General features: G+C 61.8%; 16 protein-coding genes. 6 read left to right on the forward strand and 10 right to left on the reverse strand.

Translation table 11 applies throughout. The annotated features are described in order from the left end of the window. Positions 1–199: 199 nt before the first annotated feature. Positions 200–1,057 (reverse strand): CDP-diacylglycerol--serine O-phosphatidyltransferase, encoded by an 858-nt coding sequence (gene pssA / locus EGJ68_RS14840; protein ID WP_123035356.1) that lies wholly within the window; start codon positions 1,055–1,057, stop codon positions 200–202. A gap of 34 nt (positions 1,058–1,091) precedes the next feature. Continuing rightward, positions 1,092–2,000 (reverse strand): HTH-type transcriptional activator IlvY, encoded by a 909-nt coding sequence (ilvY, locus tag EGJ68_RS14845; protein ID WP_123035357.1) that lies wholly within the window; start codon positions 1,998–2,000, stop codon positions 1,092–1,094. Positions 2,001–2,106: 106 nt separating this feature from the next. On the opposite strand from ilvY, the gene ilvC reads away from it, so the two are divergent. Further along, positions 2,107–3,579, forward strand: coding sequence for a ketol-acid reductoisomerase (ilvC, locus tag EGJ68_RS14850; RefSeq protein WP_123035574.1), 1,473 nt, complete (start codon positions 2,107–2,109; stop codon positions 3,577–3,579). Between the two features lie 254 nt (positions 3,580–3,833). On the opposite strand, the gene ilvN is transcribed toward ilvC, so the two are convergent. Together ilvN and EGJ68_RS14860 are read right to left on the reverse strand one after the other, a co-directional pair. Next, the gene (gene ilvN, locus EGJ68_RS14855; RefSeq protein WP_123035358.1) at positions 3,834–4,325 is read right to left on the reverse strand and encodes an acetolactate synthase small subunit; all 492 of its coding nucleotides are present in this window, start codon (positions 4,323–4,325) and stop codon (positions 3,834–3,836) included. A gap of 1 nt (position 4,326) precedes the next feature. After that, positions 4,327–6,072, reverse strand: a complete 1,746-nt coding sequence (locus EGJ68_RS14860) for an acetolactate synthase 3 large subunit (protein ID WP_123035359.1) — start codon at positions 6,070–6,072, stop codon at positions 4,327–4,329. A gap of 505 nt (positions 6,073–6,577) precedes the next feature. Between EGJ68_RS14860 and EGJ68_RS14865 the strand changes: the two genes are divergently transcribed. Together EGJ68_RS14865 and EGJ68_RS14870 are read left to right on the forward strand one after the other, a co-directional pair. Next, complete coding sequence (locus EGJ68_RS14865; protein ID WP_233248847.1) at positions 6,578–7,036, forward strand: DUF4124 domain-containing protein; 459 nt, start codon at positions 6,578–6,580, stop codon at positions 7,034–7,036. Between the two features lie 83 nt (positions 7,037–7,119). Next, complete coding sequence (locus EGJ68_RS14870) at positions 7,120–7,443, forward strand: type IV pilin protein (protein ID WP_269845676.1); 324 nt, start codon at positions 7,120–7,122, stop codon at positions 7,441–7,443. 25 nt (positions 7,444–7,468) lie between these two features. On the opposite strand, the gene clpB is transcribed toward EGJ68_RS14870, so the two are convergent. The 3 genes from clpB to rluD all read right to left on the reverse strand — a co-directional run bounded on the left by clpB (position 7,469) and on the right by rluD (position 11,852). Further along, on the reverse strand, positions 7,469–10,045 hold the full coding sequence (clpB, locus tag EGJ68_RS14875; RefSeq protein ID WP_123035362.1) for an ATP-dependent chaperone ClpB: 2,577 nt from the start codon (positions 10,043–10,045) through the stop codon (positions 7,469–7,471). Between the two features lie 96 nt (positions 10,046–10,141). Next, positions 10,142–10,918, reverse strand: a complete 777-nt coding sequence (gene pgeF, locus EGJ68_RS14880) for a peptidoglycan editing factor PgeF (RefSeq protein WP_123035363.1) — start codon at positions 10,916–10,918, stop codon at positions 10,142–10,144. After that, positions 10,878–11,852, reverse strand: coding sequence for a 23S rRNA pseudouridine(1911/1915/1917) synthase RluD (gene rluD / locus EGJ68_RS14885; protein WP_123035364.1), 975 nt, complete (start codon positions 11,850–11,852; stop codon positions 10,878–10,880). Before rluD ends, pgeF begins: the two co-directional genes overlap by 41 nt. Positions 11,853–11,941: 89 nt before the next feature. Here rluD and EGJ68_RS14890 point away from each other — a divergent pair, with 89 nt between their 5' ends. Continuing rightward, complete coding sequence (locus tag EGJ68_RS14890) at positions 11,942–12,826, forward strand: outer membrane protein assembly factor BamD (protein WP_233248848.1); 885 nt, start codon at positions 11,942–11,944, stop codon at positions 12,824–12,826. Positions 12,827–12,835: 9 nt separating this feature from the next. Here EGJ68_RS14890 and EGJ68_RS14895 read toward each other — a convergent pair whose 3' ends face one another. After that, on the reverse strand, positions 12,836–14,467 hold the full coding sequence (locus tag EGJ68_RS14895) for an NAD+ synthase (RefSeq protein WP_123035366.1): 1,632 nt from the start codon (positions 14,465–14,467) through the stop codon (positions 12,836–12,838). 233 nt (positions 14,468–14,700) lie between these two features. Between EGJ68_RS14895 and EGJ68_RS14900 the strand changes: the two genes are divergently transcribed. After that, positions 14,701–16,263, forward strand: a complete 1,563-nt coding sequence (locus EGJ68_RS14900) for a sensor histidine kinase (protein WP_233248849.1) — start codon at positions 14,701–14,703, stop codon at positions 16,261–16,263. A 4-nt stretch (positions 16,264–16,267) separates the two neighbouring features. Then, positions 16,268–17,641 (forward strand): sigma-54-dependent transcriptional regulator, encoded by a 1,374-nt coding sequence (locus EGJ68_RS14905; protein ID WP_123035367.1) that lies wholly within the window; start codon positions 16,268–16,270, stop codon positions 17,639–17,641. Between the two features lie 7 nt (positions 17,642–17,648). Here the strand turns inward: EGJ68_RS14905 and EGJ68_RS14910 are convergent, their stop codons facing one another. Together EGJ68_RS14910 and EGJ68_RS14915 are read right to left on the reverse strand one after the other, a co-directional pair. Next, complete coding sequence (locus EGJ68_RS14910) at positions 17,649–18,113, reverse strand: type IV pilin protein (RefSeq protein ID WP_123035368.1); 465 nt, start codon at positions 18,111–18,113, stop codon at positions 17,649–17,651. Then, a complete protein-coding gene (locus EGJ68_RS14915; protein WP_123035369.1) occupies positions 18,110–20,812 on the reverse strand; it encodes a PilC/PilY family type IV pilus protein in 2,703 nt (900 codons plus the stop codon). Before EGJ68_RS14915 ends, EGJ68_RS14910 begins: the two co-directional genes overlap by 4 nt. Between the last annotated feature and the right edge of the window lie 18 nt (positions 20,813–20,830).

Here is a 20,830-nt window from a genome sequence, read left to right on the forward strand (position 1 = left end):
TGTCTTCGTTTCTTTGTTAAATAGCCCGGAAGCGCTTTGGCTGCCGTGTTCCCGTTGGTGGTTGCCCCCAACCGAGGATGCGCATTATACGTATCGACGAATGCCCTGCAAGGGCTTTTGCGAAAATATTTAAAAGTATTTTGGGAGCACGCTGGAACCCGGTGCCACACGCGCCCCGGAGGCAGCATTGAACACCCTATCAGACCTTGTTTTGACGCGCCTTGCGCCAGCGCTGCAGTTGCATTATCGGTCCAGACGCGGCGTACACGAGAAAAGCGAGCAGGAACATACTCGGTGGGTCCAAGGTGACCAGACTGAACACCAGCACCAGCACAATCATCGCCACGAACGGCACACGACCACGGAAATCAACGCCCTTGAAACTGTAATAGGGGAAATTCGCCATCATCAGCAGGCCCAACACGGTGGTCAGCAGGGCCACCAGCACGGCAACCTCCATGGGCAAGTCTTGCCCGGTCCAGCCCAGGTCGTGACACACCCAGACTGTACTGGCCACAACCGCAGCCGCTGCCGGACTGGCCAGCCCCGTGAAATAGTTCTTGTCCGCCGTGTCGATCTGGGTGTTGAAACGCGCGAGACGCAACGCCGCGCAGGCAACGTACACGAACGCGGCGCTCCAGCCGAACTTGCCGAGTTCGCCCAACGCCCAACTGAACATGACCAGCGCCGGCGCCACGCCAAACGACACCATATCCGACAGACTGTCGTATTCGGCACCAAATTTGCTCGAGGTATTGGTCATACGCGCGATGCGCCCGTCGAGTCCGTCGAAAATCATGGCGAAGAAAATCGCCATCGCGGCGCTCTCGAAGTCACCTCGCATGGCAGCAACCACCGCGTAAAAACCGGCGAACAGGGCTCCGGTCGTCATCAGGTTGGGTAACAGGTAAATTCCCTTGCGGCGCACGGTACGGCCGTTTTCAGAGACTTCTTCCTCATGCTCGTCAACGATAAGATCCAGCGAAGGTGCCACACCCTGCAGGCCCGCATCCTGGCCTGCATCCTTCGCCGACTCGTCCTCCACCTTGTCACTCATGGCATTACCTGTTTAACAATGTGCCGCGAGTATATCAAAGCGCGGCCTCGTAGGTCTGCCGGGCCACATCCCACAGCGAGCGAACCCTGGGGTCGGCAAGCCGGCTGTTCAGGCTGCACAGACCGATGTCCAGTGGCGGCAGCGGTTCCCACACCGGCACCGCCGTCACCCGTGATGCCATACCACTGGCCTGGATCACCAGCTCAGGCGCGATACCCACGCCCAAACCCAGGCCCACCATCGCCACAATGGCCTCGTGCCCCGCCACTTGGGCATAGATGCGCGGTCGACTGCCACGCCGCTCCAGCCAGGCGTCCAGCATATCCTTGGTGACGCCGCGCTCGGGGACAATAAATGGGATATTCGACCAGTCAAAATCCGCGGCAGACATATCGCTGGCCAGCAGCATGCGCCGCACGGCGCAATCCGCCGCGGGCATGCAGACCACCATAGGGGATTGTAACAGTGACAGGAAGGCCAGGCGCGGCGGCAGATACCCCGGACGACCGCTGACGGCAACATCCTCCTGGCCGGTCAGCACGCGCTCAACACCGTCGGCCTGGTCCCCGGTGTGCAGCATGAGTTCCACCCCTGGTTGACGCTGACGAAAGGCCTCAAGAATGGGGGCGAGAATGCTGTAACTGGCTGTGACCGAGCAGTAGAGGTTCACTTCCCCCGCAAGCTGCTGATCCCCTCGCATCTGCCGCCGCAGGCTTTGCCAGTCCGACACGCTGCGTTGCGCGTAGTCACGCAGCGTGCGCCCCGCCGGGGTGAGCTGCATGTTGCGCTGATCACGCTCCAGCACACGCTGACCAAGCTCATCCTCCAGGCGCTGCACAGTACGACTGACAGCGCTCACGCTCATGTGCAGCCGCTCAGCACTGCGGCTGAAGTTGAGACTGTCGGCGACCGACAGGAAAACCTGTAGCGCTTTAGTATCCATGGACTTATTTTGCGATATTCGCAAAACAGTTTCAACCATATAGCTTTTTGCGCAAAATTCGCATTGCCGTATGATGCACGTAAATCACTCAAATCAGGGCCATACCATGGGACAGAACTACTTCAACACACTGCCGCTGCGCCTGCAGCTGCACCAACTCGGCAAATGCCGTTTCATGAACGCGGCAGAGTTTGCTGATGGCGTGGACAAACTGCGCGGCAAAAAACTGGTCATCATCGGCTGCGGCGCACAGGGCCTCAACCAGGGCCTCAACCTGCGCGACAGTGGGCTGGATGTCTCTTACACCCTGCGCGACAGCGCCATCACCGAAAAGCGCCAGTCCTGGAAGAACGCCACCGATAACGGCTTCACCGTGGGCACCTATCAAGAGCTCATCCCCGAGGCAGACCTGGTCTTGAACCTTACCCCCGACAAGCAGCACAGCGCTGTGGTTGCCGAAGTCATGCCGCTAATGAAGCAGGACGCCTGCCTGGCCTATTCACACGGGTTCAACATCGTTGAAGAAGGCATGAAGATTCGCGAAGACCTCACAGTCATTATGGTCGCCCCCAAGTGCCCCGGCACCGAGGTTCGCGAGGAATACAAGCGCGGCTTCGGCGTACCCACCCTGATTGCGGTACACACCGAAAACGACCCGCGCGGCGAAGGCCTGGAGTTGGCGAAAGCCTACGCCGCCGGCACCGGCGGGCACCGCGCCGGCGTCCTGGAATCTTCGTTCATCGCGGAAGTGAAGTCAGACCTGATGGGTGAACAAACCATCCTCTGCGGCATGTTGCAGACCGGGTCCATTCTTTGTTTCGACAAGATGATCGAAAAAGGCATCGAGCCCGGCTACGCTTCCAAGCTGATCCAGTACGGCTGGGAGACGGTGACCGAAGGCCTCAAGCACGGCGGCATCACCAACATGATGGATCGCCTGTCAAACCCCGCCAAACTGCGCGCCTTCTATCTGGCCGAAGAGCTCAAGGACATCATGCGTCCGCTGTATGAAAAGCACCAAGACGACATCATGACAGGGCACTTCTCGCGTACGATGATGGAAGACTGGGCCAACGATGACGCCAACCTGCTTAAGTGGCGTGCAGCCACGGCGGAAACGGCGTTTGAGAACACGCCCAACACCAGCGCGGAAATCAGCGAGCAGGCCTTCTACGACAATGGCATCCTGATGATCGCCATGGTCAAGGCGGGGGTTGAGCTGGCGTTTGAAACCATGGTCGCGGCCGGCATCATCGACGAGTCTGCCTACTATGAGTCACTGCATGAAACGCCGCTGATCGCCAACACGATTGCCCGCAAGAAGCTCTACGAGATGAACGTGGTGATTTCGGATACGGCGGAATACGGCTGCTACCTCTTCGATCACGCCTGCCGCCCGCTGTTGGCGGATTTTATGGCGAATATCGACACTGACGTTATCGGCAAGACGATCGCGGGCGACAACACGGTCGACAACCGGGAACTGATTGCGGTCAACGAGAAGATCCGGGCGCACCCGGTGGAAATCGTGGGCAAGAAGCTGCGTGGCTACATGACGTCGATGAAGCGTATCGTCTGAGGGTTTCAGGCGCTGGCACATGTGTGGGGGCCCTTCGGGGCCCTTTTTTGTGGTGATGGTAGTTCGGGGCAGGCTCGGGCCGTAGCTGGTTTTGGTTCGTGCCGGGATCGGGGGAGTGGCGGACGCTGGCACCCGCGGGGCTTGCCGGGAATGTCGACGGCCATGGATGGCCGTCTACAAGCGCACATGGATGTGCTCGTAGCGGTTCCCGCCCGGCCCTTGCGGCCCTCGCGTTCGCCACCCAACCCAGCACCCTAGAGCCTGAGCACTTTCTCCCCACGAGAGATCCCCGCCACCCCCGAGCGCACAACCTCGAGAATGTCCGCCTCGGCCATCGCCGCCACGAAAGAATCGAGCTTCTCCCCCGTCCCGGTGAGCTGGATGGTGTAGGTATTGGGCCCCACATCCACAATCTGGCCACGGAAAATATCCGTCGTGCGCTTGATCTCATCGCGCATGGTACCGCTCGCACGCACCTTGATCAGCATCAGGTCGCGTTCGATGTGCGCGCCTTCAGAGAGATCGACCAGCTTGACCACATCCACCAGCTTGTTCAATTGCTTGGTGATCTGCTCCATGGTTTTGTCATCACCCGTGGTGGTCAACGTCAGGCGAGACAGGGTGAGATCTTCCGTCGGTGCCACGTTCAGCGTTTCGATGTTGTAGCCACGCTGGGAAAACAGGCCGATTACCCGTGACAGCGCACCCGGCTCGTTTTCCAGCAGGATGGAAATAATGCGTCGCATGTCAGGTCCTCTCGTTTTTGCTGAGCCACATATCCTTCATGGCGCCGTTGGGGGCGACATGCATGGGATAAACGTGCTCCATGGGGTCGATAAAGATATCGAGGAATACCAGCCGGTCTTTCATGGCAAAGGCTTCCTCCATGCGCTGATCCAGCTCCTCCAGGCGGGTCACCTGAATGCCCACGTGGCCGTAGGACTCGACCAGCTTGATGAAGTCGGGCAGGGAGTCCTCGTAGGTACTCATGGCATAGCGCCCTTCGTACTGCATATCCTGCCATTGCTTGACCATGCCCAGGTAGTTGTTGCGCAGGTTGATGATCTTGATCGGTGTGCTGTACTGCTTGCAGGTCGACAGCTCCTGAATGTTCATCTGGATACTGCCCTCACCGGTCACACAGGCGACGTCCATATCCGGGAAGGCCAGCTTCACACCCATCGCGGCTGGCAGGCCAAAGCCCATTGTTCCCAAGCCCCCCGAGTTGATCCAGCGTCGGGGCTTGTCGAACTTGTAGTACTGCGCCGCGAACATCTGGTGCTGGCCAACGTCTGACGTGACATAGGCATCGCCGCCGGTCACGCGGTACAGGCTTTCGATGACCTGCTGGGGCATGATGCGGTCGCTTTCACCGTAACGACGCCCGGTCCATAAACCGTGCTTGGCGCGCCACTCCTCAATTTGTTGCCACCAGCGCCCGAGCGCACCGGTATCCGGCTGCTGCGCGTCCTTGTCCTGCAGGCTGCCGATAATGTCCAGCAGGTCCTCGAGCACCGACTGTACGGGGCCCACAATGGGAATGTCCGCCGCCACCGTTTTCGAGATGGAGGTGGGGTCGATATCGATGTGGATAATCTTGGCACCGGGGCAGAAGCGCGAAACGGTGTTGGTCACGCGGTCGTCGAAGCGTGCGCCCACCGCGAGAATAACGTCGCTGTGGTGCATGGCCATGTTGGCTTCATAAAACCCGTGCATGCCCAGCATGCCGAGAAACTGGCGGTCGGTTGCGGGGTATGCGCCCAAACCCATCAAGGTATTGGTCACCGGATAATTCAGTGTCCGCGCCAGCGTGGTCAGCAGCTCACTGCTTTCGCCCAGAATCACCCCACCGCCCGCGTAGATCACGGGGCGTTTGGCGCTCAGCAACAATTTGGCTGCTTTGCGGATCTGCCCGGTGTGACCGCGCTGAGCGGGCGCGTAGGAGCGCAACTTCACGTTATCGGGGTAGTGATATTCGAATTTGGCGTCGGGCCGGGTGCAATCCTTCGGAATATCGATCACCACAGGGCCGGGGCGGCCAGTGGTAGCGATGTGAAAGGCTTTCTTGATGGTCGCCGGGATGTCCTCGGCATGGCGCACCATGAAGCTGTGCTTCACAATCGGGCGCGAGATGCCCACCATATCGGTTTCCTGAAAGGCGTCTTCGCCAATCAAGTGCGTGGCAACCTGCCCCGACAGTACGACCATGGGAATGGAGTCCATGTAGGCCGTGGCGATGCCGGTTATCGCGTTGGTCGCGCCCGGCCCCGAGGTCACCAGTACCACCCCCGGCTTGCCGGTAGCGCGCGCATAGCCATCGGCGGCGTGCGTGGCGGCTTGCTCGTGGCGCACCAATACATGAGGCACTTTACAGGTTTTGAACAGGGCGTCGTAAATGTGCAGGACCGCACCGCCCGGATAGCCGAATATGTACTCTACGCCTTCATCTTCAAGCGCTTTGGCGATCATCTCACCGCCAGATAACAGCTCCACAATGTCTCTCCCACTAACGTAAACGCCCGGCGCGTAACCCTCGCCGAAGCAGTTCAAGTTGTTGTGTGGACGTTGCGGAGCCAAGCACCTGACCCGGTGCCTGACTGGCGACGCCACCCCCTGGGCGCGACACAGTGCTCGAGACCCGCCACCGGCATGAACCGGGAGCTCCGCGGAGGAAATCGATCACGAACACCCGTGTATCGGTCGCCCTGCGAGGTAGCGCAGTGTCTGGCCCTCAACCCCCGCCAGTAGGGCGCAGGTTGATTACGGGACTCATGAACAGCCGCTGTGAATAATGACAACACAGCGGTGGACCAGTGGCCGGGGGTACCCGGAATTAGTCGTTACCACTCAAGAGACCGGCCTATTGTTGGTGCGACGGCAGGGCTTGTCAACGTGAAAAGTCGCCAGTTGGCAGCATTTGCCTGACCGGGCGCATTGCGCCACCGCGCGGGCTGGGGTACTTTAACGACAAACGCCTTCCAAGACAGGGACGACGCGTGTGAAAGCAACACTCCGCAAGGGTCTCGGCAGCGCCCTGATAATGCTGTTGGCCACGGCCAGCCTGCAGTTGGCCGCCGCAGACACCCACTACCGCTGGCAGGACGGCCGCGGAAACCCGGTATACAGCGATCGTCCGCCGCCGAAGGGCACGGAATACGAAGTGATTTCCTCGCGCTCCGGGCTCAAGCGCGTGGTGAGTGCCGACGAGGGCGCCGTGCCGCCAGAGGTCGTTCCCCGCCCCGGCAACCAGTTTGACCAGATTGACGAAGCCGACATGGCCCGGAGCAAGAAAAACCCCGAGTTCTGCCAGACCGCGCGCAACAACCTCGCCACGCTGAACAAACCAGGGCGCATTCGCCTGCGCAACGATCAGGGGGAATTGCGCTACCTCGATGAGGAACAGGTGGCCGCAGAGCGCGCCAAGGCAGAAGAAGCCATCCGGCAATTCTGCGACTGACCAGGCGCAGGTTTAAAATCACCGCGGTCATCCTGGCGTCGACGCTCGTCAGTTTTCTGCTGCTGACCTATGCCATTGACCCCCTGCTCTCCAGCAGCCGACGCAGTGACGCCATGAACAGCCTGCTGCGCGCACACCTCCTGCAGCAACGCTGGCATGCAGCCCACGGTCGCTTCGGCAGCGTTGCGGACATCTGGTTGCACCCCGATGGACGCTCGCTGGCGGGCCACTATGTGCTGCGCAATATCCCGGAAGTGCTACCGGAGGGCCCGGATACACACAACTATGCCATGCAGGCCGTGCCACAAGGTCGCCAGGTGGGCGACGCCTGTGGAACATTCGCGATTACCCAAGAGGGTGTCCTGGTCGATCCCCCCTGGGCGGGGGCGGATTGCTGGTCACGCTGACGCGGCCCAGACCCTGGCGCTGCGGTCAGGCCTTGCTGAACGCGCTGCCCTCGCCAGCCACATCCACCAGGATGGTGTCGCCCGCCACGAACTCACCCGAAAGAATACGCTGGGCCAGCGGGTTCTCCAGCTCTTGCTGGATGGCGCGCTTCAGCGGGCGGGCCCCATAAACAGGGTCGTAACCCACCGCAGCGAGGCGGTCCATGAAGGCATCGGTAATCTCGATAGCCAGCTCGCGCTCGGCAAGACGCTTGCGCAGCCATTGCAGCTGAATATCGGCGATATGCCGGATCTGCTCTGCCGCCAGCGGGTGGAACACCACCGTCTCGTCGATGCGGTTGACGAACTCAGGGCGGAAGTGCTGCCCGACAACACCCATGACCGCGGCCTTCATCGCCGGGTAATGCTCTTCGCCCGCCATCTCCTGAATCAGGTCGGACCCCAGGTTCGACGTCATCACAATCACCGTGTTGCGGAAGTCGACGGTACGGCCCTGACCATCGGTCAGGCGACCATCGTCCAGCACCTGCAGAAGGATATTGAACACGTCAGGATGGGCCTTCTCGATCTCGTCCAGCAGCAGCAGCGAGTAAGGACGACGGCGCACGGCCTCAGTCAGGTAACCGCCTTCCTCATAGCCCACATAGCCGGGCGGGGCACCGATCAGGCGGGCCACAGAGTGCTTCTCCATGAACTCAGACATATCAATGCGCACCATCGCCTGCTCACTGTCGAACAGAAACTCGGCCAGCGCCTTGCACAGTTCGGTCTTGCCCACGCCCGTGGGCCCGAGGAAGAGGAAGGAACCGTTGGGACGATTGGGGTCCGACAGGCCCGCGCGCGAGCGGCGCACGGCATCGGACACCGACTTCACCGCCTCGTCCTGCCCAACCACCCGCTGGTGCAGGAAGTCCTCCATGCGCAGCAGCTTATCGCGGTCACCTTCCAGCATCTTGGAAACGGGGATGCCCGTCCAGCGGGAAACCACCTCGGCCACCTCTTCATCAGTGACCTTGTTACGCAGCAGGGTGCGCTCTTCGGTTTCAGCTGCCTGTGCAGACGCCAGTTGTTTCTCCAATTCGGGAATGCGCCCGTACTGCAGCTCGGACATCCGTGTGAGGTCGCCGGCGCGGCGCGCGGCCTCGAGTTCGAGCTTGACCTGCTCAAGGTCGCTCTTGACCTGCGCCTCGCCCTGCAACGAGGCCTTCTCAGCCTTCCACACCTCTTCCAGGTCGGAGTATTCGCGTTCGACCTTGTCGATCTGCTCGGTGAGCAGCTCCAGCTGCTTGCGGGCACCCGCATCGGAGTCCTTCTTCACGGCCTCGCGCTCGATCTTGAGCTGGATCAGCCTGCGTTCCAGGCGGTCCATGGACTCCGGCTTGGAATCGATCTCCATGCGGATACGGCTGGCGGCCTCATCAATCAGGTCGATGGCCTTGTCCGGCAACTGACGGTCGGTGATGTAGCGGGTGGAAAGCCTGGCCGCAGCGATAATGGCGCTGTCGGTAATGTCGACCGAGTGGTGCACTTCGTAGCGCTCCTTCAGGCCGCGCAGAATGGCAATGGTGTCTTCCTCGCTCGGCTCATCCACAAGCACTTTCTGGAAGCGCCGCTCCAGGGCTGCATCCTTCTCGATGTACTTGCGGTACTCATCCAGCGTTGTAGCGCCCACACAGTGCAGTTCACCGCGGGCCAGGGCGGGCTTCAACATGTTTCCGGCATCCATGGAACCCTCGGCCTTGCCGGCCCCCACCATGGTGTGCAGCTCGTCGATGAACAGGATGACACGGCCTTCCTGCTTCGAGAGTTCGTTGAGTACCGCTTTCAGGCGCTCCTCGAAATCACCGCGATACTTGGCACCCGCCAGCAGGGCACCGAGGTCCAGTGACAGAATCCGCTTGTCTTTCAGGCCTTCCGGTACTTCACCGTTGATGACGCGCTGCGCCAGCCCTTCAATGATCGCGGTCTTGCCCACGCCGGGCTCGCCGATGAGCACGGGATTGTTCTTGGTGCGACGCTGCAACACCTGAATAGTGCGACGAATTTCATCGTCGCGGCCAATCACCGGGTCCAGCTTGCCTTGTTCCGCGCGCTCGGTGAGGTCGATGGTGTATTTGTCCAGCGCCTGGCGGGATTCCTCAGCTTCCGGGTTATTCACAGCTTCACCTCCGCGCATCTGTTCTATCGCGCCCTGCAAGGCGAGTGCGGTCACCCCATGCTGCTTCAATAGCTCGCCGGCCGTGCCCTTGTTTTCCACCAGCGCCAGCAACACAAGCTCGCTGGAGACGTAGGTATCACCACCCTTCTGTGCCAGTTTGTCGCTGACATTCAGGATACGGGTCAGATCGTTGGAAACGTGCACATCGCCCGCGTTGCCACTCACCCTGGGGAGCGCCTCAACGGCGCTGTTTACGCCCTCCGCGAGGCCAGCCACATTGGCGCCCACCTTTTGCAGCAGCGGGCGCGTTGAGCCACCCTGCTGCTGCAGTAGCGCAGCGAGCAGGTGCACAGGCTCAATGAAATTGTGATCCTTGCCCAGAGCCAGTGACTGGGCATCGGCCAGTGCGAGCTGCAGCTGGTTGGTCAGTTTGTCCATTCTCATTACTCAGTATCTCCTTGCTTGCCAACTTTGGGCGCTGGCCATGCATCAATCCATGAGCAATAGATGGGGTGAAAAAACCCTGTTTCAAGTGTGGGATCAGCCGTGATCGGCCGAGGCATTGAGGTAGATCAAGCTCGCCATGCGGCCGGTAACGCCGTCACGACGGTAGGAATAGAAGCGCGCGGCATCGTCGACGGTGCAGAAACCGCCGCCATAGATTGCGGTTACACCCACCGCCTGAAGACGCAAACGCGCCAAGCGGTAGATGTCTGCAAAGTAATGGCCTTGGCGCTGGGCCGGCGTGAATGCCTCCAGCACAGCCGCGGACCCATCCGCGCCGAGAAAAGCATCTCGCACCTCGGCCCCCACTTCAAACGCCGCGGGCCCTATGGCGGGGCCCAGCCAGGCCAGCAGGCTGGCTGCGGGCACCGGCAGCGCGCGCACGGTCGCTTCCAATACGCCCTCTGCCAGGCCACGCCAGCCCGCATGGGCTGCCGCCACTACGGTCGCCGCGCGATCACACAGCAGCACGGGTAGGCAATCCGCCGTGAGTACTGCGCAGGCAACGCCCGGATCGCCTGACCAGCTGGCATCCGCTACCGGTACGCCTTGAGCCCGGGGGGCCAGCACCACCGCAGTACCATGCACCTGCTGCAGCCACTGTACGCGGGTGCCAGCACCCAATTGCTCCTGCAGCAACAACCGGTTGGCAGCAACGGCATCCGCCTCGTCGCCAACATGATCACCGAGATTGAACCCCTGCCAGGGCCCGCGGCTGAACCCTCCGCTGCGGGTCGTGACCAGCGCCGAAACCGCCGCGGGCGCCGGCCAGTCAGGTGTAATCAGGGCGGGACTGGGCACTGTCTTCTTCATCCAGCACCGCCAGTAGCGTCTGCATGTCCTCCGGCAGTGGACAGTCGAACTGCATGTCCTCGCCGCTAACCGGGTGCAACAGCCCCAGCGACTCCGCATGCAGGGCTTGCCGGGGAAAGCCCCTGAGCATGCTGATCAGGCGCTCCGAGGCACCACGCGGAATACGCGGGCGTCCACCGTAGGCCGGGTCGCCAATCAAGGGATAGTGACGAAAAGCCATATGCACCCGGATCTGGTGCGTGCGGCCGGTCTCGAGGTTCACCGTGATGCGGGTATGATGCGCGTACCGACGCGCCACGCGGTAATGAGTGACCGCGGGCTTGCCATTGCTGACCACCGCCATTTTCTTGCGCTGGCGAGGGTGCCGGCCGATGGGCTCGTCAATCGTGCCACCACCGGTCATGGCCCCAATACACACCGCACAATACTGGCGCTTGACGGTGCGCGCCTGCAGCTGGTCCACCAGGTGGTGATGCGCCGCCAGCGTTTTCGCCGCCACCATCACCCCCGAGGTTTCCATATCCAGGCGATGCACGATGCCCCCCCGGGGCAACTGGGCCATGGCCGGGTGGTGTGCCAGGAGCGCGTTGACCAGCGTACCATCGGCATGCCCCGCCGCCGGGTGCACGACCAGGCCTGCGGGCTTGTTCAGCACGAGGATGCTGTCATCCTCATACAGAATATCCAGCGCTATGTTCTGCGGCTGCCAGCTGACCTCATCTTCCAGCACGGCATCCACGGTAAGCGCCGTGCCCGCGTAGACCTTGTCGCGAGGGCGGCAAACCCTGCCGTTGGCCAACAGTTCACCGCGCTTGATCCAGGTCTGCAGCCGGGAACGGGAATATTCCGGGAACAGCTTGGCGGCGGCCTGATCCAGCCGCTCGCCATCCAGCGCGACATCCACTTCGGCGTTGTCCTGGATCCTCTCTGACATCGGAATTCCTGTTTATGCCCCGCGGGCGATGTGGTTAAATGGTGGCTATTGTACGTTCCCAGTCTATCACGCCAGCGGTTACCACCTTGTTGAAATCATTGAAAATCACCCCGCTCCTGCTGCTCCTCGCCCTGCTTGTGGCGGGGTGCGCCGGAAACGACGAACTCGACGACCTGTCCGCCGACAGCGGCGAGCAGCAGATGTACGAGAATGCCCAGCGCTATCTGCGCAGCCGCAACTACGACCTGGCTGTGCGCAGCCTGCAGCTGCTGGAGTCGCGTTACCCGTTTGGCAAATACGCCGAGCAGGCGCAGCTGGAACTGATTTACGCCCACTACGGAGCCTATGAGCACGAGGCTGCCGTGGAGGCCGCCGACCGCTTCATTCGCCTCCACCCGCAACACCCCAGTGTCGACTATGCCTACTACATGAAAGGGCTTTCCGCCTACTCGGCAAAATCGGACATTTTCGCGCGTTTCCTGCCCACCGACGAAAGCAGCCGCGATATGAAACACGCCCGGGAGGCCTTCGCCGAGTTCGCCCAACTGGTCGCGCGCTACCCGGCAAGCCCCTATGCCGCCGATGCCAAAGCGCGCATGGTGCACCTGCGCAACCTGCTGGCGCGACACGAAATCCTTGTGGCCAACTACTACTTCCGGCGCGGCGCCTATCTCGCCGCCACCAACCGCGGACGCTACGTGGTTGAGAACTTCCAGCGCACACCGGCGGTAGCCGATGGCCTGGCGGTAATGGCACAGGGCTATATTCTGCTGGGTATGAACGACCTTGCCGAGGATGCCATCGATGTGCTGAAGCTGAACTACCCCGACTATCCCGCGCTGGACAAGAACGGCAACTTCCGCTCGGATTACTCCCTCGACGGGCCAGAGCGCTCCATCGTGAACCGGCTTACGCTAGGCCTGTTCGATCCGCCGGAAGTGCCCGAATTTGATACCCGGGACCTCTACCGCTAGGCGCGTTCCCTAGTCGCCCGGCGTCCACGCCGAGGTAATGGGATAGCGACGATCTCTGCCAAAACCGCGCCGGGTAATGCGTACACCAATGGGCGCCTGCCGCCTCTTATATTCGTTCAGGTCCACGAGCCGCAACACCCGGTGCACCTGCTCGGAGTCCATTCCCGAGGCGATAATGGCCGCCGCACTGAAGTCCTGCTCGACATACAGCTCCAGAATCCGATCCAGCACAGGGTAAGGCGGCAGGCTGTCTTCGTCCTTCTGGTCCGGTGCCAGCTCGGCAGATGGCGGGCGGTCGATCACGCGCTGTGGAATACAGGGTGCGATGCTGTTGCGGTAACGTGAAAGTTCAAATACCAGCGTTTTGGGGACGTCCTTGAGCACATCAAAGCCTCCCGCCATGTCGCCATACAGCGTTGAATAACCCACCGCCAGCTCGCTTTTATTACCGGTGGTCAGCACCAGCAAGCCTTTCTTGTTGGAAATGGACATCAGCAGGACACCGCGGCAGCGCGCCTGCAGGTTTTCTTCGGTGGTATCGGCGCGCGTGCCGGCAAACTCGTCCTCCAGCGCCGCCATGAACGCTTCGTACATAGGCTCAATGGAGATGACCTTGTGCGCCACGCCCAACAGGGCGGACTGCTCTGCGGCATCCTCGACGCTCATCTGTGCGGTATAGCGGAAAGGCATCATCACCGCCTCCACACGGTCTGACCCCAGTGCCTCTACAGCGACCGCCAACGTCAGTGCTGAGTCGATGCCGCCTGAGAGCCCCAACACCACCCCGCGAAAACGGTTCTTGTTGACGTAGTCGCGCAGCCCGAGCACCAGCGCCTGCCAGGTGGCCTCAAGCTCATCCAGTGCCGGCGCCTGATCCTCACCAGCGAGACACACCCGCTCCCCTTCACGGGAAGCGGTCAGCCAGTACTCACCGGCGACAAAATTCGGCGCGGTCACTACCCGCTCACCCTCGTCATCGACGGCGAAGGAGCCACCATCAAACACCAGCTCATCCTGGCCGCCGACCTGGTTTACGTAAACGATCGGGCAACGATTGCGACTCGCGCGTTCCGCCACCAGTTCCCAGCGCTCAATGCGTTTGCCGCGGTGATAGGGCGACGCGTTCAAATTCAATACCAGCTCGGCACCGGCCTGTGCCGCATCGCGCACCGGCCCGGGCTCCCAGATGTCCTCACACACGGTCAAGCCAACCCTTATACCCTGAATTTGCACGACACAAGGGCTGTCACCGCGCTGGAAATAGCGCATTTCGTCGAATACCTGATAGTTGGGCAGGCACTGTTTACGGTACTCGGCAACGATCTCGCCGCCGTGCAGCACAGCGGCAACGTTATAAAGAGCAATGCCTTCCCTGCGCGGGTAGCCGAGCACCAGCCAGGCGTCACCGGTCATCGCCGCCTTGATCGCCTGCAGAGACTGGTTCACGCGCAGTTCAATGCTCGGGCGCAGCAACAGGTCTTCCGGTGGATAGCCACTGAGCGTCAGCTCAGGGAACACCAGCACCGGCGCAGCGACTTTTGCCTCCGCGCGCCGCATGGCTTCAATGACCTGGGCGGTATTGCCCTCAAAGTCACCCACGAGGGTGTTCATCTGCACCATGACAATACTGAGGCTGGACATCGACATTCCGCACTTGCTGAAAAGAAAGCCGTATTTTCCGGGAAAGCGGCGCCGGCTGCCAGACCTGCGCAGGAATTACTCGCACACCGCAGCGGCATTGCGGCGCCTCGTTCCCTCCGGGCAGGTGCTGTTACACTAGCTGCTCCAACAGACTCAGGCCAGCTTGCCGCGTGACTCGACCCGCAATATTAACCCGACCGCCCCCACAAGCCGTCTCGCAACAGAACGTTCTGTTGTTTCGCATTTATGTCGCCTACCGTTCCATGTTGTCGGTGGTATTGCTGATCATGCTTATCAGCCCGAATACACGGCCACTGGTGGGCGCACTCAACCCGGCGCTCTATCTCGGTGTCGCATCGGCGTATCTCGCCTCCAGCGCGCTGCTGCTGGCCGCGCTGGCCTGGCAATGGCGCTTCAACCAGCGCGCCCTCTTTGCTGTATTTCTGGTCGACATTGTCGCCCTGGTGCTGATGGCAGATGCCAGTGGCGGCATGATCAGCGGCCTGCCCGTGTTGCTGGTGATCACCGTGGCCGCATCGTCGGTGATCATTCCCAATCGCACGCTCGCCACCCTGCTCGCGGCCATCAGTTCTCTGGCCATTCTCTCCGACACCGTCTGGCTCATACTGCGTGACAGCCTGGAGATCAACGCGCTATTCCCGGCCGGACTGCTGGGCCTGCTGATTTTCGGAGTGTCACTGATGGTGCAATTCGTTGCTATGCGCCTGGGGCGAGCCGAAGAACTGGCTCGCAGCCGCGCCAGCGACCTGTACAACCTGCAGCGCCTCAACGAACAGATCGTGCAGCACATGCAAACCGGCATACTGCTGGTCACCGACAGTGGTGCCGTGCGCGTGATGAACAAGGCCGCCAGTGTCATGCTGTCACCCGAGCGACCGATTACCATGGAGCAAGGACGGAAGCTGCGCGACTACAGTGAAGAGCTTGCGGAGCAGTTCCAGCACTGGCGGGAAGCACACCTGCATCGCGCGCATCCATTCCGCGTGGCGGAGGAAGCGCCCACGGTCATTGCCCACTTTCGGGAGCTGCAGTCCGGCTCCGAACGCGAGGCACTGGTGTTCATTGAGGACTACACACCGGTCACCCGCTATGCGCAGTCGCTGAAGCTGAATTCGCTGGGCCGTCTCACCGCGAGCATCGCACACGAAATTCGCAACCCGCTGGGCGCCATCAGCCATGCCGCGCAGTTGTTGCGGGAGTCGGCCGGACTGTCGGAAGCCGACCGCCGCCTCACCGACATCATTCAACAACACAGCCGGCGGGTAAACCAGACGGTGGAAAGCGTGCTGCAGATTTCGCGCCGCGAGCCACCGAAGCCCGAGTACATCCTGCTCGCGGAATGGCTGCCCAACTTTGTTGGCAACTACCTTGACTCCGGGCGTGACACCGCCGAGGTCACCGTCGACTGCAGTTACCCCGATCTGCTGGTGGAGTTTGACCAGGAGAACCTGCAGCGTGTGCTCGGCAACCTTCTGGACAACGCTCTACGTCACAGTAAGATGGCCACAGACAAGGAAACAGCACGCATTGAAGTCAGCCTGGATTTCAGTAAACACCAGTGCCTGATTGACGTTATCGACACCGGAGCCGGCGTACCCGCACAAGAGCAGGCTCTGCTGTTTGAGCCGTTTTACACCACCGTCACCGAGGGCAGCGGCATGGGCTTGTTCCTGTGCAAGGAGCTGTGTGAAATGAATAATGCCGACCTGTTTTATCGCACCACGGCACGTGGAGAAAGCTGCTTCCGGGTGGCACTGAACCAGAGGGACCTGTAGCGCCATGGTCGCACAAACTGTTCTTGTCGTTGATGATGAACCCGATATTCGCGAGCTGTTGGCCATTACGCTCAGCCGCATGGGCCTGGAGTCTTTCAGCGCCGCCACACTGGGCGAGGCCCGCCAACGCATTGCGGAACTGCAACCCGACCTTTGCCTGACCGACATGCGCTTGCCTGACGGCAATGGCATACACCTGGTTGAATATATCCAGCAGGAGTTTCCAGACATTCCGGTGGCCATGATTACCGCACATGGCAGCGTGGAAACAGCGATTGCCGCACTGAAGGCCGGTGCTTTCGATTTCATCAGCAAGCCGATTGAGCTGGAGCGCTTGCGCAATCTGGTGAGTTCCGCGTTGCGCCTGAAAGACGGCGCCACTGCGGCGGAACCCGAGGCGGATGAAAGTGATCTGCGGCTGGTGGGCAGTGCCCCGCAAATCGTCGCGCTGAGAAAGAAGGTCGTCAAGCTCGCCCGCAGCCAGGCGCCCGTACATATCCAGGGAGAATCCGGCGTGGGCAAGGAAGTTGTGGCCAGGCTGATTCATGCCAACGGGCCGCGGGCAGCAAGACCGTTTGTCGCCGTGAACTGCGGCGCCATACCGCAGGATCTGATGGAAAGCGAGTTTTTTGGGCACCTTAAAGGTAGCTTCACTGGCGCCAATCGGGACAAATTGGGGCTATTTCAGGCCGCCGAGGGCGGCACCCTGTTTCTCGACGAGGTCGCCGATCTGCCGCTGGCCATGCAGGTAAAGTTGCTGCGGGCAATTCAGGAGAAAGCCGTGCGCCCGGTAGGGGCGAGCAGCGAACAGGCCACCGATGTGCGCCTGCTCAGTGCAACACACAAGAACCTTGCCACCGAGGTCGCTGCAGGTCACTTCCGCAACGATCTCTACTACCGTATCAACGTCATCGACCTGCACGTCCCCAGTCTGCGTGAGCGCAGCAGCGATATCCCGGAGCTCGCGCATGCCCTGCTGCAACGTATCTGCAGCGAGCTTGACATCAGCGTTCCGACCATCGACCCCAGCGCCATGACCGCACTACAGCGCTGCAGTTTTCCCGGCAACGTGCGTGAACTGGAGAACATACTCGAACGCGCCATTGCCTTGGCCGACGGCGACACCATCAGCGCAGACGACCTGCAGTTCAACGCGCAGCCGGCTGCGCAACAGAGCCCCGGGCCGCCCGGTGAAGCGCCACTGGAAGTCGCCGCGGCCTACGGTAACCTCGAAGGCTATCTGGAGGATATTGAACGGCGCATTCTGCAAACAGCCCTCGAACAATGCCGATGGAACAAGACTGCCACGGCGCGCCTGCTGGGCATCAGTTTCCGCAGCCTGCGCTATCGGCTGCAACAACTGCATATTGAAGACTAAGGACAGCTCACCAGCAAGCATCAGGGCCGGCTGACCCGCTATTGGCAGCCACCCCGGTAGCGTTGAGGGTATAGGTTCCACAGCGCATATCCCCCGCCTGTGGCCCCACAGGGCGAGCCACAAGGCGAAATTGATAGGGATCATCGACGGGCGCGAGGGCAAGTTCGTAGAGCGGAGCGCTCTCCACCTCCTGCCCATCCTGACCCAGCCCCACCCCCTGAGGCTTGCTGAACCCCAGCTCGGCAAGGTCGGTAGCGTAGCGGCGATGGTAAAGCATGAATTCCTCCTGCCGCCCGGCGATTGCCAATAGCGCGCTACTGGCGACAATACGCCGCCCCCTGAAGACCTGCTCGCTGTAAAGCGGCACCGTCAACATCAGCAGTACCGAGAGCACCACCAACACGATCAGCAGTTCCAGCAAACTCACACCCACCACCCCGGGCAGCTTGAGGGCTTGCCGCGAACGCGTCACAACGGGTCAACGCCCGGCTCACGCCAGTAAGTGCGCACCAGGCGCGGGGCCCGGGACGCCTGCACGACAGTGCCCGGAACAAGGCCGCTATCGGGCCCAACAATGACCGGGGGCTCCGCGGGGAGAAGAATGGCGTTGCCCACACGCTGCAGCTCCGCGGGCATACCAACCCCCGCATCCCAGCCCGGCGTTTGACCGCCCAATGCTGTGCCATCCGCGAGATTCACCGCGTACATACGCCCTCGGCCCGGCGGTGCTTCGCAGGCGCCGGTGCGTGGCAGGAAGCTGCTGAACAGGGCACGGCCGCCGTCAACCAGCGGCCGACCCCAGCCCTTCTCGCCCGCAGACGCCAACGCCAACCGCCAGCCAGCACCGTGCGCCGCGGCGCAACGCTCGCCCGCTGCTTCCTCGCAGGCTGCAACGGAAACCAGCTGACCAATTTCCAGGGGAGTGCGATGCCGAGCCAGGGCATCGCCGCTGACGATCAGGCGGTCGCGCAGATAAAACGCATAATCCTCCACACCCGTGGCCAACGGGCTGGCCCGATTGCCACTGGTGACGAGCAGGCCATCCACCGGCAAACCCCCGCGGTCGACGGTGCGCACCAGGGCGGGTGCGTGAAAAAAACGCCGGTCTTGCGGGCCTGCCTCTTCTGCACCCAGCTGGGCAAAGACCGACACAAACCAGTGCTGAGCGCGGTGGTCGGGATTACCGGCAATACCCGGTGGCAGGTCAATGCGCCAGATGCGACCGCCCGTATCACCGACATAGGCGCGATGGATGAGACCCGCAGCATCGACCATGACCGCGAGATCCGAGGCAACACTGTCGCGCATGTCCGGGTGTGCAAACCGCGTGTTGCCCGCCTCCACGGTATCGCCCAAGACGGCCTTCCAGACCAGCTCCCCGGTTCTCGCGTCGACGATATAGACCGCATTGCCAACCGGGTCATCTCCCGCAGCGGCGTCTTTGCCCAGGGGCTCTCCGCTGACCGCATCACGACCACCGTGATAGCCACCGCCGAACAGCAATACATCACGCACCGTGCCGCCAAATTGCACGCGGCCGACCACAGGCGTCGAGAAGCTGAGCGCAAGGTGGTCAAAATCGCCGCCGCGTGTGCGCGCAAGCGACCACTGCAAGCGGGGCGGCCTGTCCACGTCCGTGACATCGAGTGCGTAGTAGCCACTGCCTGCGCGACGCAGGCCAAAAAACACCAGCGCCTCATCGCCGTCCTGCGCGCGAATACGCCCATCGCCATTGCGATCGACACGCAACGCCACCGGGCTGCCATCAACGCCGTAGTCGATACTGTCACGCACCTCCCCGGCCCGGCGCTCCAGCTGCCGGGGAAGCAATATCCGCGGCAGGAAGCCGTAGACCTCACGGCCACTTTCACGCCCGGCAGCATCCGTGTTTTCCACCACATGCAGAATGCCGTCGGCGCTGCCGAAGAAGATACGTACATTGGGGTTGGAGGTTGTATACCCGGCACCCGTTGCACCGTAGTCCAGCGCCAGAGGGCGGGAATGAAATACCGGCCCGAGCAGCCACGGCCGCGCCTGCTGCGGCGCTTCGTCCACATCCTCGCCCAACAGCCAGCGCAGGCGTTCAAGCGCCTCGGCGTCATTTACTCGCGGCAGGGTTTCACGCACGAGCGCCACGCTGGTCCGGTCGGCGCGCAGTGGCAAGAGAGGCTGGGACCCCGCCACCTGGCGTGATTCAGCGGCAAGCTCGGTGAACAGGTCCCTGCCAACGGCCGCAGCGGCGGCGCTGGCGGGTGGCACACCCGCGGCAACCCGCTGCCCCGCGCCACCGCGACGCACGGCATCACCATCTGCCCCGGCTTGCACGGGCGGCGCAAGGCCGCTCAGCACCTGTGCCGGGTCCGTCCAGTAGGTCAGCGCCGTTGCCCGGAGCCTGCCGCCGCCGTCGCCCAAGGACGCCAGCGCAGGCCGGCCCCTCGCGTCCTCCACCAGGGCGGCTGGTGGCATCGCAAGCGACTCAGGCAGTCCCCCTGCCTGCGGTATCAACACTTTCTTGATATTGCCCGCCCAGTGCGCATCGGGGCCCGCATCAAACATCCCAAGCAGCAGGGCCACAGCGCCCGGTTGCCCACCTGCAACAACCGGGAAAGTGCTGGACACCATACTCCCCGTTGTCCGCGCAAAACCGAGCAAGGCCTCGGCGAGGCGACGTTCCGCCAGCACCGGGTCATCGAATGACAGCGCCAGTGCATCCGGCTCGGGATCATCGCTCAGCGACAGCGCAAACTGGCGCAGACAGCCCCCTGCGATGCTTCGAGCCGCGGCGTTTTCTGCACCGCGAGCGAGATAGACAAGGCGCGACCCGCCACTTGCGGAAATCGGCGAGCGACGTTGCGCGACCTCGACAGTGAGCTGGGGCGGCAAGCGCTCAATAACGGAACGGACGATCGCCATGACCGCAGTGTTCACACTCACAGGCATGTCGTCCGGGTATTCCTGTCGCAGCTTCCTGTAAGCCGATGCAGTAAAGCGTTGACGACAGTCCTGCCCGAGGGTGCACAGCGCTGGCATTACCTCCTCCCCCTGCACCAGCTCGAGACTCAACACCGTGCGATCCGCAGGCGTCCACCAGGCGTCCAAGTCGTCGGCCCACACAGTGCTTGCAGCCTGCCAGAGAAAGACCAGAATCAGCTGTGCCAGACATCTTTGCATAATGACCACCCTCCCTTT

The sequence above is a fragment of the Haliea alexandrii genome, assembly GCF_003719295.1.
GTDB lineage: Bacteria > Pseudomonadota > Gammaproteobacteria > Pseudomonadales > Halieaceae > Haliea > Haliea alexandrii.

Coding starts and splice junctions, on each gene's coding strand:
- ilvY (WP_123035357.1), bottom strand. CDS start 2,000: ATGGATACTAAAGCGCTACAGGTTTTCCTGTCGGTCGCCGACAGTCTC.
- rluD (WP_123035364.1), bottom strand. CDS start 11,852: ATGTCAGAGAGGATCCAGGACAACGCCGAAGTGGATGTCGCGCTGGAT.
- ilvN (WP_123035358.1), bottom strand. CDS start 4,325: ATGCGACGCATTATTTCCATCCTGCTGGAAAACGAGCCGGGTGCGCTG.
- ilvC (WP_123035574.1), top strand. CDS start 2,107: ATGGGACAGAACTACTTCAACACACTGCCGCTGCGCCTGCAGCTGCAC.
- EGJ68_RS14915 (WP_123035369.1), bottom strand. CDS start 20,812: ATGCAAAGATGTCTGGCACAGCTGATTCTGGTCTTTCTCTGGCAGGCT.
- EGJ68_RS14905 (WP_123035367.1), top strand. CDS start 16,268: ATGGTCGCACAAACTGTTCTTGTCGTTGATGATGAACCCGATATTCGC.
- clpB (WP_123035362.1), bottom strand. CDS start 10,045: ATGAGAATGGACAAACTGACCAACCAGCTGCAGCTCGCACTGGCCGAT.
- EGJ68_RS14895 (WP_123035366.1), bottom strand. CDS start 14,467: ATGTCCAGCCTCAGTATTGTCATGGTGCAGATGAACACCCTCGTGGGT.
- pssA (WP_123035356.1), bottom strand. CDS start 1,057: ATGAGTGACAAGGTGGAGGACGAGTCGGCGAAGGATGCAGGCCAGGAT.
- pgeF (WP_123035363.1), bottom strand. CDS start 10,918: ATGAAGAAGACAGTGCCCAGTCCCGCCCTGATTACACCTGACTGGCCG.